We start from the raw sequence: 12,146 nt of genomic DNA, 5'->3' as shown, positions 1-12,146 counted from the left end.
GGGTTTTTGTTATTTTCTTAATTTGGAGAACGCTTTTTCAGCTGCTGTTATGGTTTTTTCGATGTCTTCATCGGTATGTGCCGTTGAGAGGAATAGACCTTCAAATTGGGATGGCGGCAGGTAGATACCTTGCTCGGCCATTTCTCGGTAATATGTGCCGAAGAATGCTAAGTCAGAGGTTTTAGCCCCTTCATAGTTGATTACTTCTTCGTTGGTAAAGAATAGGCCGATCATGGAACCTGCGCGGTTAAATGTATGAGGAATATCATATTTTGCCGCTGCGGCACTGATGCCTTTTTCAAGCAAGTCGCCTTTACGTTGGAATCCTGTATATACTTCAGGAGTCAGCTGGCTAAGCGTTTCAAAGCCTGCTGTCATCGCTAGTGGATTTCCAGAAAGGGTTCCAGCTTGATAAATGGTTCCGCTTGGTGCCACTCTTTCCATGATTTCACGTTTCCCGCCAAATGCTCCTACTGGAAGTCCACCGCCAATTACCTTGCCTAAACAAGTCATGTCAGGGGTAACTCCGTAGTAACCTTGTGCGCAATTATAGCCGACACGGAAGCCGGTCATCACTTCGTCAAAGATTAGCAGGGCGCCATATTGCGTTGTAACATCTCTCAGTCCCTCAAGGAAGCCAGGCTGTGGAGGTACGAGACCCATGTTGCCTGCAACTGGTTCAACAATGATACACGCGATGTCTTCACCAAATTGTTCAAATGCATACTTAACTGCCGCAAGATCGTTATACGGTACCGTGATCGTATTTTTCGCTGTTCCTTCTGGAACACCCGGACTGTCTGGCAATCCAAGCGTAGCCACGCCTGAACCAGCTTTAATCAGCAACGAATCGCCATGCCCATGGTAGCAGCCTTCAAATTTCAAAATTTTATTTCTGCTTGTATAGCCGCGAGCGACGCGAAGTGCACTCATGGTTGCTTCTGTTCCTGATGAAACCATCCGAATCATCTCAACTGAAGGGACCCGGTCAATGACAAGCTGTGCCAATTCATTTTCAATTACCGTGGATGCCCCGAAACTCGTGCCTGTTTCTGCAACCTTCTTAATTGACTCAACCACGCGATCATTGGCGTGACCTAAAATAAGCGGTCCCCATGAAAGAACATAATCAATATATTCATTGCCATCGATGTCATAGATTTTCGAGCCTTTGCCGCGTTCCATGAATATCGGATCCATATCAACCGATTTGAAAGCACGTACAGGACTGTTCACCCCGCCAGGCATGAGGTCTTTCGCCTCAGTAAAAGCTTGTTTTGATTTTTCATATGAACGCATTTTCAGATCTCCTTTGAAAGGTTAGTTTTTTTCATCTCGCAGCCAAGCAGCTGCTTCCTTTGCAAAATAGGTGATGATCAAGTCGGCGCCAGCACGTTTGAAGCCTGTCAGCATTTCTAATACAATCGCCTTTTCATCAATCCAACCGTTAATAGCGGCTGCCTTCACCATTGAATATTCACCGCTGACGTTGTAAGCAACTACCGGAAGCTTCACCGTATTTTTTACATCGCGAATGATATCCATATACGAAAGAGCAGGTTTAACAATTAAGAAATCAGCGCCTTCAGCGATATCGGATTCTGCTTCACGGAAAGCTTCCATGCGATTCGCTGGATCCATTTGATAGGTTTTCCGGTCACCAAACTGTGGAGCGCCATTCGCAGCGTCACGGAAAGGACCGTAAAAAGCAGATGCATACTTAACGGCATAAGACATAATCGGAATATCTTCAAAACCTGCTTCATCAAGTCCTGCACGAATAGCTGCAACAAATCCATCCATCATATTCGATGGTGCAATAATATCGGCACCTGCTTCTGCTTGGCTGACTGCTGTCTTGGCAAGCAAATCTAATGAGGCATCATTAAGAATTTTATCGCCTTCAACCAGACCACAGTGACCATGACTTGTATATTCACAAAGACATGCATCAGCAATCACGATCATCTCAGGATACAGTTCCTTAACAAGGCGGGTCGCTTGCTGAACGAGGCCATTATGATGAAATGCCCCAGATCCCTGTTCATCCTTATCATGCTCGAAAGGAACGCCAAATAGTATCACTGATTTAATCCCAAGCTCTACTACTTCATCCATCTCGGCACGAAGGTTATCCATGGATAGTTGATAGATTCCAGGCATAGAAGAAATTTCGTTTTTAATGTTTTCTCCATCAATGATAAAAATCGGGTAAATTAAATCCTCTTTTTGAAGTACGGTTTCACGAACCATTGCTCGGATGCCTGCACTTGAACGTAAACGACGATGACGGTTAAACTGTAAATCTTTCATCACTTATTCCTCCTCATTATTTCGGTCAATTAGATAGGCCGCTAAGCTGTCAATCATGGCGCTAACTGTATACTGTTCTGGACAAACCTCTACCTTCAACCCATAGTTCAATGCTGTTTTTTCCGCAATCGGACCAATGACAGTGATGATGATGCTGTCTAGATATGGCTGCAGCTGATGAGTATGGACTATTTCCATAAAGTGGTCCACGGTTGATGAGCTGGTAAAAGTAATCACATCAAGACTGCGATTCTTTAATAAATCTACAATTACTGGACCGCTTTCTTTAGGAAAATAGGTTTCATAGAGAATCAATTCCTCACAATGTGCACCCGCTGACTTGATCGCCTTTGCAATAACTGAGCGTGCTCGATTACCTTTAGGCAGCAGTACCTTCGTATCATCTTCTAGTAACGGAATGAATTCCTTCACGAAGTTCTCTGCGACAAATTCAGTCGGTATAAAGTCAGCTTTGAAGCCATGTTTTTCAAGGGTTTCTCCTGTTTTTTTGCCAATGACCGCAATACGCGGCAGCTGAATGGGACTGTCTATTTCCTCTAGTAATCGAAAGAAAAACTCTACACCGTTATGACTGGTAAGAATCAACCAATCATAATCTGCTGTTTCTGCTGCTTTTTCGAGCAGCTTTTCTTTATACTCAGGAAATGTAAAGCCGAGTAGAGGAACCGTAACCGGTATCCCCCCACACTCTTTTATTTTGGAAGTGAGACTATCAGACTGGCCTTTTTCTCGGGTGACCAGGACACGGCAGCTGTCCAACGGTCCAGTGTTGCTCATTACTGATCTAACTCCGCTTTCACACGGTCAATCAAATCTTTGGCACCCTGTTCGCTCATTATTTCTGCTGCCTGAACGCCGATTGCTTTCGGATCTGTTCCTTCGACAACTTCCTTATAAATCACTTTTCCATCAGGTGAGGCAACTAAAGCGGTTAATGATACTGTTCCGTCTTCTAACTTCTTCGCAAAACCAGCAATCGGAACTTGGCAGCCGCCTTCCATTTTATCAAGGTAAGCACGTTCTGCTTCGACTGTAACCTTCGTATTTTCACATGTTAATTTTTTCAGTTCATTTAGTAAGTCTTGATCATCTGCACGGCATTCAATGGAAAGCGCACCTTGACCTACTGCTGGCAGACATAGTTCCGGTTCAAGGAATTCGGCTACAATATTGGAATCCCAGCCCATTCTTGAAAGTCCAGCCGCAGCTAAAATAATCGCATCATATTCTTCGTTCTTTAATTTATCCATTCGGGTATCAATATTACCACGGATCCATTTAATTTCGATATCTGGGCGAACAGCTAACAATTGTGCACTGCGGCGCAGGCTGCTTGTCCCAACAATCGCTCCAGGTTTTAGCTCAGAGAATGTTAGATTTCCTTTTGAAATAAGGGCATCACGCGGATCTTCTCGCGGTGGAATACAACCAATTGTCAAGCCTTCAGGCAAAACGGCTGGCATATCTTTCATACTATGTACAGCCATATCAATGTCTTTATCAAGCATAGCTTGCTCAATTTCTTTGACAAACAATCCTTTTCCGCCCACTTTAGAAAGTGTAACATTTTGGATTTGATCGCCTTTCGTTACGATTTCTTTCACTTCAAATTCATAAGGAACGCCTAATTTTTTCAATTGATCAATCACCCAATTGGTCTGTGTGATTGCAAGCTTACTCCGTCGTGAACCAACAATAATTTTTCTCATATGTTCCTCCTATGTAACCCAAAAATGGAATGTCGAAAGACTGCCGAACAGGAAAAAATTAATCAAGACGCTCATAAATGAACACACATTTAAAAACGCTAACGTTTTTCCGTATATATGCTTCCTTACCTTAACGTACAAATACACACTATAAACAACAAGGACAAAAAATGAACCGACAATTTTGAAGTCAAACCATTGTACCCCTGGAACCTTAATATAAGCCCATTGCAGCCCTAAAATCAGTGAAAAAAGCAGCATTGGTACACCGATTACAGTTAACACATATGACATATGCTCCAGCTTTGCCAGATCACCTAGACGGATTAATCGTTTTCCCCACTTCTTCCTTTTCAGTAAATCATATTGAATTAAATACAACAAGGAAAACACCGCAGAAATCGTAAAGGCACCATACGATAGAATCCCCAGCGTTATATGGATTAGCAGCAATTCAGATACCAGCTTTTGAGCCAATACCTCTGATTCTATCTGAACAGGTGCAAAGGTATGAATCGCCATAACCATAAACCCGAGAACATTTGTAAAAAATACCGTAAAATCTACTCGCAGAAGCTTATTAATGATAAGTGACAAAGTAATCAGTACCCATGCATAGAAGTACAATCCCTCAAATATCGTCAAAACAGGAAAACGTCCTGTTTTCAACACATATAAAAACAAAAACACAGTTTGTAAAAGCCAAACAATAGCAAGTAACCAGAAGGCCGCGCGGTTCGCCTTCTGGTTACTATGGAGAAAATCAATAAAATAGAGGAGAACACTTAAGGCATATAGTAGGACGGACGCTTCGTGCATTCTCGTCATTGTCAGTTCCATCATAAGAACTCTATTATGCTCGGACAGGCGTTGGAATTAGCTCCGCCTGTACCTTAGCCTGTTTTTTCTGTTCAGCCGGCATAGCTTCATCCTCGAGTAATTCCTCAAGATGAAAGATTTTCACGAAGCGGTCTAATGCTTCTCTTGCATCTGGCTCGTCCGCTATTTCTTTTGCATAAAGGATTGGATCCTTCAGCATTTGATTTATGATACTCTTGGTATGCTTATTTAATACTTTTTTATCACGTTCACTTAAATGCGGCAGTTTGCGTTCAATGCTTTCCATCGTATCAGCTTGAATCGTAAGCGCCTTACTTCTAAGTGCTGACATAACCGGTACTACACCAAGCATATTCACCCACTGATTAAATTCGACTGCTTCTGCTTCAATCATCAGTGAGATTTTGTCTGCAGCATGTTTTCTTTCTTCCATGTTTGCTTGAACAATGCCTTCAAGATCATCAATGTCATAGAGGAAAACATTCTCATGTTCACTAAGTGTAGGATCAAGATCCCGTGGTACAGCGATATCTACCATGAAGATGGGACGCCCTTTACGCATTTTATTAACAAATGTCATCATTTCTTTGTTAATTACATAATCCTTTGCCCCAGTTGAGCTAATAACAATATCTGCTTCAACAAGTGCACATTGAAGCTCTTGAAGCTGCTTAGCTGTTCCAGTTACCTTGTCCGCTAATTCGACAGCTTTTTCAAAGGTCCGATTAATAACCGTAATATCTGAAACGCCGCTGCCATGCATGTTATGGACAGCTAGTTCACCCATTTTACCTGCACCAATGACCAAGACACTCTTATTATCCAGCTCACCGTAAATTTTCTTAGCCAATTCAACTGCCGCATAACTGACTGAAACTGCGTTCGTATTAATCTCCGTTTCAGAATGAGCTTTTTTAGCAACGGTCAATGCTTGTTTAAATAAGTGATTGAAAACCGTCCCAATTGTATCTTCTTTCTGTGCAAGCATGTAGCTTGAACGTACCTGTCCAAGAATTTGTGTTTCTCCAAGAACCATAGAGTCTAAACCGCAGGCAACTTGGAATAAATGTTCAATCGCACCATCTACTTCATAGATAAATAAATAAGGTGCAAACTCATCCTTCTCCATATTGAACCATTCAGATAGAAATTCCTTAATATAATACCGACCTGTATGCATTTGATCAGCTACTACATAAATTTCAGTCCGATTGCAAGTGGAAACGATTACGTTTTCTAGTATACTTTTCTTATTTTTAAGAGCCTTCATAGCCTCTGGAAGTTCCGATTCATCAAAAGATAATTTTTCGCGTATTTCAACAGGGGCCGTTTTATAGTTTAATCCAACCGCAAGAATATGCATCCCGTTTATTGCACCCCCAAATTTTAGTCAATGAAACCCTGTATATTATAACATGTATTATTTAATAATCAGAACAAATTTATGAACACTTCATGAATTGATATGCTAACATGTTACTGTACTAGTTATTCCCGTCCTGGATGTATTGAAAACATCCTTCTAAATGCTACAAAAGTACCATATCAAATAAACTTCTGAACTTCAAGCAATCAAACTAACAAGGAGGTCTCTATGAAAACAACGCGAACCTTTCCCGGTATTATCCTGCTTGGTCTCGGCCTGTATTTCATGCTGCAGCGGGCGCAAATTGAACTATTTCCCGGCTTTTTTGATTGGCCGACCATTCTTTGCCTCATTGGGATTGCCTTTTTAGTCCCTGCCTATGCAGGCGGCGACACCCAATCAATCCTTCCAGGCGTACTTCTACTTGGTATCGGTCTCCACTTCCATTTTGTTAACGTGCTTGACATATGGCCGAATAATATTGGGATATTTATTCTATTTGTTTCACTGGGTCTGATCCTCAAGGCTCGAAAGACAAATGCTGGTTTATTACCCGGAATATTATTATTTATTATTTCCTTAATCACCATTTATTATGACCATATAATGTCTTGGCTGCAAATCACTAACACAGGAATAGCCGATCCCGGTAAATACTGGCCATTTGTCTTACTGGCAATCGGAATTTACTTTCTAATCAGTAAAAAAGACTAAGACGATCAAGCTGTCGAGAACCATCGACGGCTTTTTTTATCCAAACAAAAGAAAGAGTGCCGAGAACTTGTTCTCTGCACTCTTTCTGAGGCACTTACATAAATTTCTTAATTACGCCCCAAGCTTGGTCTTTTCCTTGTCCGGTTTCAGATGAGAAAAGAAGAAGTTCATCACTCTTGTCCATTTGAAGTGTTTCACGAACCACTTTTAGATGTTTTTGCCATTTCCCTTTAGGAATCTTATCAGACTTTGTCGCGACAATCACACACGGTAAGTCGTGGTGTTTGAAGTATTCATACATCGCTACATCATCCTTAGAGGGTGCATGGCGTAAGTCAACAATCATGATTACAGCTTTTAGCTGTTCACGTGTAGAGAGATACGTTTCAATCATCTTACCCCAAGAATCACGCTCGGTTTTTGGAGCTTTCGCATAACCATAACCCGGAACATCGACAAAGTGAAGCATGTTATTGATGATGAAGAAATTCAATGTTTGTGTCTTACCTGGTTTTGAAGACGTCCGTGCCAGATTTTTGCGGTTAATCATCTTATTTATAAAACTTGATTTTCCGACATTTGATCTGCCTGCCAATGCGAATTCTGGCATAGGTGCTTTCGGATACTGCTCTGGCTTAACTGCGCTGATGACAATGTCAGAACTAGTTACTTTCATTTATTTTCACCTGCCAATGCATGTTCAAGAACTTCGTCTAATTCTGAAACAAGAACAAATTCTAAGTCGTCGCGGACACTTTCAGGTATATCATCAATATCCTTTTCATTATCCTTTGGAATAATTAGCTTAGTCAACCCTGCTCGATGAGCTGCAAGGGATTTTTCTTTCAAGCCGCCAATTGGAAGTACACGGCCCCGTAATGTAATCTCGCCTGTCATGCCTACCTCTTTTCTAATAGGACGACCGGTTAGTGCAGAAATCAATGCTGTAGCAATGGTTATTCCAGCTGAAGGTCCATCCTTTGGAACTGCTCCCTCAGGAACATGAATATGAACATCTTGTTTTTCATGGAAATCTTTATCAATATGCAGCTGCTCCGTTTTCGAACGAACCACACTAAAGGCAGTTTGAGCAGATTCTTTCATTACATCGCCAAGCTTACCCGTTAATACGAGCTTGCCTTTACCTGGAGATAGAGAGACTTCGATTTGAAGCGTATCCCCGCCAACCGTGGTGTAAGCGAGGCCGGTTGCGACACCAATTTGATCTTCTGCTTCAGCCATTCCATAATGAAAAATTGGTTTCCCTAAGAAATCAGCTATGTTTTTGTCACTGACAACTACACGCTTTTTCTCACCTGAAACAATAATTTTCGCCGTTTTTCGGCAAATAGCTGCCAGCTGACGCTCAAGACTTCTGACACCTGCTTCTCGTGTATAATAACGAATAATTTGCATCAAACCGTCTTCGCGGACTTGAAGCTGTGATTTTTGCAGACCATGATTTTGCAGCTGTCGAATCAGCAAGTGATCCTTCGCAATATGAAGTTTTTCAATTTCAGTATAACCTGCAATTGAAATAATCTCCATCCGATCACGCAATGGTCCTGGAATGGTCGCAAGATTATTCGCGGTTGCTATAAACATAACCTTGGATAAATCATACGACTCTTCAATATAATGATCGCTGAAATTATGGTTTTGTTCCGGGTCCAGCACTTCTAACATGGCAGCCGAAGGATCACCGCGGAAATCATTTGACATTTTATCAATTTCATCAAGTAAGAAAACAGGGTTAACGGTACCCGCTTTTTTCATTCCTTGAATAATACGTCCAGGCATCGCCCCGACATATGTCCTGCGATGGCCGCGAATCTCAGACTCATCACGAACGCCGCCTAATGATACGCGTACGAATTGACGATTCATTGAAGTGGCAATTGATTTAGCCAGACTTGTTTTCCCTACACCTGGAGGCCCGACTAAACAAAGAATCGGTCCTTTTAGTGATTGAGTTAACTGTTGAACTGCTAAGTACTCCAAAACCCGTTCTTTTACCTTTTCTAGACCATGATGATCTCGGTGAAGGATTTTCTCAGCCTTATGAATGTTTAAGTCATCCTTTGTCGCTTTCGACCAAGGAATGGTAATCAGCCATTCAATGTAATTGCGAATCACGGAACTCTCAGCTGATGAGGTCGGAACCTTTTCGTAACGATCTAATTCCTTTAAAGCGGTTTCCTTGATGTGTTCCGGCATACCAGCAGCTTCGATTTTCTCAGTAAGAACCGCAATTTCACCGGTCTTCCCTTCTTTATCTCCAAGCTCTTTCTGAATGGCCTTCATTTGTTCGCGTAAGTAATACTCTTTTTGAGTACGTTCCATGGAACGTTTGACTCGCTGACCAATTTTCTTCTCAAGCTGCAGGACTTCTTTTTCGTTATTAATGATTTCTATAACCTTGCTTAAACGTTCCCGCACATCAATAATCTCGAGAATTTCTTGCTTTTCCTTCTGCTTTAACGGAAGGTGAGAAGCAATGATATCCGCAAGACGCCCAGGCTCCTCAATATCCGAAGTCGATGAGAAAGTTTCAGCGGTAATTTTCTTGGACAGTTTAATGTATTGTCCGAAGTATTCTAGGAGCGTACGCATCAATGCCTGATGCTCTATTTCTTTCTCTTGGTTATCTTCAAATACATCCAGCTTAACAGAAAAATACGTTTCATTATCATAGAACGTTGTTACTTCCGCACGATTAAGTCCTTCTACTAAGACACGAATTGTCCCGTTTGGAAGCTTAAGCATTTGTTTAACCTTTGTTAACGTTCCCATATTATATAAGTCTTCTTCTCCCGGCTCATTTAAGGACTCGTCCTTTTGAGTAGTCAAGAAGATTAAATGATCATCTAACATAGCTTTTTCAAGCGCTTGAACTGATTTATCGCGTCCAACGTCTAAATGCAACACCATCGTTGGATAGACGAGTAATCCTCTTAGCGGTAGGAGAGGAACGATGATTTCTTTGTCAGCCATAATACCTGGCACCTCACTTTTTATTTCCAATACACTTCCTAAGTCGTTTTGGCAGAAACACCGATGAGAGGACCCCATTTTACTGCCTTCAACCTTGGTTTTCCGGTGTATAGAACAGGTCTAACATCCTGCGTATTCTGCAAAATAATTTACTTTCCAACTTGTCAGCCTTCTAACAATTCTAACTTATTTAGCTGGCAGTGTCTATTCGTACACGTTCTTAAGACGATATTATCAGACACATCCGGCATTTTCTTTTTTTATTATCTCCAAAAAGGCAAAAAAACGCACGCAATTACTTCTCATTTCAAGAACATAAAAAAATTCCCAGTGTTGATGTTCCACTGGGAATTTGGTTACACACTTTCTTTTTTCGTCAGATTGATCTCGACATTTATTTGTTCCGGAATATGGTCTTTCTTTAACGCAAGCTCAAATACCTCTTTAATCATTTTCACAGGAATAATCTCGATGTCCTCAATTTCTTTTAGCAGCGGCTGCATATTCTCGTGGGGAATAATGACACGTTTGGCCCCAGCCAGCTTCGCCGCTTTAATTTTTGGAATCACTCCACCTATCGGTTTAACCGTACCATGGATTCCAATTTCACCGGTCATGGCTACCAGATGATCGACGGGAAATTGATAAATGGCCGAATAAATCCCCGTTGCCATCGCAATTCCGGCAGACGGCCCATCCACGGGACTTCCACCTGGAAAATTAACATGAATATCAAACTGATCTGCCGGTACTCCCATGGAACGCAGTACGGTAATGACATTTTCTATGGATCCTTTTGCCATACTCTTACGGCGAATGGATTTGCCATTCCCGCCTAACCGTTCCTCTTCTGCAATTCCTGTAATATTGATACTGCCTTTATCAAGAGCAGGAATCACATTTACTTCAATTTCAAGAAGTGCACCGCTGTTCGGACCATATACAGCCAGTCCATTCACCAGACCTATTTTGGAATCATCCGCAATCTTTCTGTCCATTCTTGGTGTTAATTGACTACTGTGGGCAATCCATTCAATATCGCTTTCCTTAATATACGTACGATCTTCTGTTATCGCAATACCAGTCAGAGTTTGAACGATATTGACCGCTTCTCTCCCATTTCTAGCATACTCAGCAATTGCTTCCAGTCCTTTATCAGATATCTCCATGTTAACTTTTTCTGCAGCTTTCTTTGAAATCGAGCTGATTTCACTTCTCTCTAGCTCTCGGAAGAAAACTTCCATACATCTTGATCGGATTGCAGGGGGAATTTCATTTGGTGTTCGAGTCGTTGCCCCAATTAAACGGAAATCTGCCGGAAGACCATTTTTAAAAATATCATGAATATGAGTTGGGATCGTTAAATTTTCTTCTTGGTAATAGGCACTTTCAAGAAACACCTTTCTATCTTCTAATACCTTTAACAGTTTATTCATTTGAATCGGGTGCAATTCGCCAATTTCATCAATGAACAGCACGCCCCCATGTGCGTTCGTCACAGCCCCCTGTTTTGGCTGCGGAATACCCGCTTGTCCCATTGCCCCTGCCCCTTGATAAATCGGGTCATGAACGGAACCAATCAAGGGATCAGCTATCCCGCGTTCATCAAATCGTGCGGTTGTTGCATCAAGTTCAACAAACACGGCTGATTGACGAAAAGGAGACTTCATATTTTGCTTTGCTTCCTCTAACACTAGTCGAGCCGCGGCCGTTTTCCCGACACCTGGCGGACCATAAATGATGACGTGCTGCGGATTTGGTCCGCACAAAGCAGCCTTTAACGACTTAATTCCATCCTCCTGGCCGACAATATCATCAAACGTAACAGGCCGTACTCTTTCAGACAATGGTTCCGTTAAAGAAATCGACCGCATCTTTCGCAGCTGCTCAATTTCTTTTCGAGAATCACGGTCAATTGAAACCTTTTGTGTTCGCTGACCCTTAAGTAGATTCAAAAAGTAGACGCCAATAATTACTCCAAAAAACAACTGGATAAATAATGCTAGCCCTGTCCAATTCATCTCTTTCCCTCCTGCAGATACCACCTTTGTAAGGCTAGTATCTCCTCACTTTGACGAAATAACCCCAAACTTTAGAGATTAGAGATGGTTCTAATTTGCAATGTGGATGAACTGGGGGAATATGGTCTTTTAGAAGCATGTATTCCTTGCGTAGTAAAAGTTTACGTA

General features: G+C 41.7%; 10 protein-coding genes. 1 reads left to right on the top strand and 9 read right to left on the bottom strand.

The genetic code is table 11. The features are described 5' to 3' along the window. Positions 1–9: 9 nt before the first annotated feature. Genes hemL through hemA form a run of 6 tightly spaced genes read right to left on the bottom strand, consistent with a single transcriptional unit; the run spans position 10 to position 6,246 of the window. The gene (hemL, locus tag WYK_RS04445) at positions 10–1,299 is read right to left on the bottom strand and encodes a glutamate-1-semialdehyde 2,1-aminomutase (protein WP_040373392.1); all 1,290 of its coding nucleotides are present in this window, start codon (positions 1,297–1,299) and stop codon (positions 10–12) included. A gap of 21 nt (positions 1,300–1,320) precedes the next feature. After that, complete coding sequence (gene hemB / locus WYK_RS04440) at positions 1,321–2,313, bottom strand: porphobilinogen synthase (RefSeq protein ID WP_040373391.1); 993 nt, start codon at positions 2,311–2,313, stop codon at positions 1,321–1,323. Between the two features lie 3 nt (positions 2,314–2,316). Beyond that, on the bottom strand, positions 2,317–3,111 hold the full coding sequence (locus tag WYK_RS04435) for a uroporphyrinogen-III synthase (RefSeq protein WP_040373390.1): 795 nt from the start codon (positions 3,109–3,111) through the stop codon (positions 2,317–2,319). Then, on the bottom strand, positions 3,111–4,043 hold the full coding sequence (gene hemC, locus WYK_RS04430; RefSeq protein WP_040373389.1) for a hydroxymethylbilane synthase: 933 nt from the start codon (positions 4,041–4,043) through the stop codon (positions 3,111–3,113). Before hemC ends, WYK_RS04435 begins: the two co-directional genes overlap by 1 nt. 9 nt (positions 4,044–4,052) lie before the next feature. After that, entirely contained in the window at positions 4,053–4,886 is an 834-nt protein-coding gene (locus tag WYK_RS04425) for a cytochrome C assembly family protein (protein ID WP_040373388.1), read from the bottom strand. 10 nt (positions 4,887–4,896) lie between these two features. Next, positions 4,897–6,246 (bottom strand): glutamyl-tRNA reductase, encoded by a 1,350-nt coding sequence (gene hemA / locus WYK_RS04420; protein ID WP_040373387.1) that lies wholly within the window; start codon positions 6,244–6,246, stop codon positions 4,897–4,899. A 231-nt stretch (positions 6,247–6,477) separates the two neighbouring features. Here hemA and WYK_RS04415 point away from each other — a divergent pair, with 231 nt between their 5' ends. After that, complete coding sequence (locus WYK_RS04415; protein WP_040373386.1) at positions 6,478–6,963, top strand: hypothetical protein; 486 nt, start codon at positions 6,478–6,480, stop codon at positions 6,961–6,963. Between the two features lie 94 nt (positions 6,964–7,057). Here the strand turns inward: WYK_RS04415 and yihA are convergent, their stop codons facing one another. The 3 genes from yihA to lonB all read right to left on the bottom strand — a co-directional run bounded on the left by yihA (position 7,058) and on the right by lonB (position 11,978). Further along, a complete protein-coding gene (yihA, locus tag WYK_RS04410; protein WP_040373385.1) occupies positions 7,058–7,639 on the bottom strand; it encodes a ribosome biogenesis GTP-binding protein YihA/YsxC in 582 nt (193 codons plus the stop codon). Beyond that, positions 7,636–9,957 (bottom strand): endopeptidase La, encoded by a 2,322-nt coding sequence (gene lon / locus WYK_RS04405; protein ID WP_040373393.1) that lies wholly within the window; start codon positions 9,955–9,957, stop codon positions 7,636–7,638. Before lon ends, yihA begins: the two co-directional genes overlap by 4 nt. 356 nt (positions 9,958–10,313) lie before the next feature. Next, positions 10,314–11,978, bottom strand: coding sequence for an ATP-dependent protease LonB (lonB, locus tag WYK_RS04400; protein WP_040373384.1), 1,665 nt, complete (start codon positions 11,976–11,978; stop codon positions 10,314–10,316). Positions 11,979–12,146 lie beyond the last annotated feature (168 nt).

Origin of the sequence: Peribacillus psychrosaccharolyticus ATCC 23296 (assembly GCF_000305495.1) — a bacterium.
In the GTDB taxonomy this organism is placed as follows: domain Bacteria; phylum Bacillota; class Bacilli; order Bacillales; family DSM-1321; genus Peribacillus; species Peribacillus psychrosaccharolyticus.
Note: the sequence above shows the minus strand (reverse complement) of the source record. Positions and strands in the feature narration are given on the sequence as shown.

Coding starts and splice junctions, on each gene's coding strand:
- hemL (WP_040373392.1), bottom strand. CDS start 1,299: ATGCGTTCATATGAAAAATCAAAACAAGCTTTTACTGAGGCGAAAGAC.
- hemB (WP_040373391.1), bottom strand. CDS start 2,313: ATGAAAGATTTACAGTTTAACCGTCATCGTCGTTTACGTTCAAGTGCA.
- WYK_RS04435 (WP_040373390.1), bottom strand. CDS start 3,111: ATGAGCAACACTGGACCGTTGGACAGCTGCCGTGTCCTGGTCACCCGA.
- hemC (WP_040373389.1), bottom strand. CDS start 4,043: ATGAGAAAAATTATTGTTGGTTCACGACGGAGTAAGCTTGCAATCACA.
- WYK_RS04425 (WP_040373388.1), bottom strand. CDS start 4,886: ATGATGGAACTGACAATGACGAGAATGCACGAAGCGTCCGTCCTACTA.
- hemA (WP_040373387.1), bottom strand. CDS start 6,246: ATGCATATTCTTGCGGTTGGATTAAACTATAAAACGGCCCCTGTTGAA.
- WYK_RS04415 (WP_040373386.1), top strand. CDS start 6,478: ATGAAAACAACGCGAACCTTTCCCGGTATTATCCTGCTTGGTCTCGGC.
- yihA (WP_040373385.1), bottom strand. CDS start 7,639: ATGAAAGTAACTAGTTCTGACATTGTCATCAGCGCAGTTAAGCCAGAG.
- lon (WP_040373393.1), bottom strand. CDS start 9,957: ATGGCTGACAAAGAAATCATCGTTCCTCTCCTACCGCTAAGAGGATTA.
- lonB (WP_040373384.1), bottom strand. CDS start 11,978: ATGAATTGGACAGGGCTAGCATTATTTATCCAGTTGTTTTTTGGAGTA.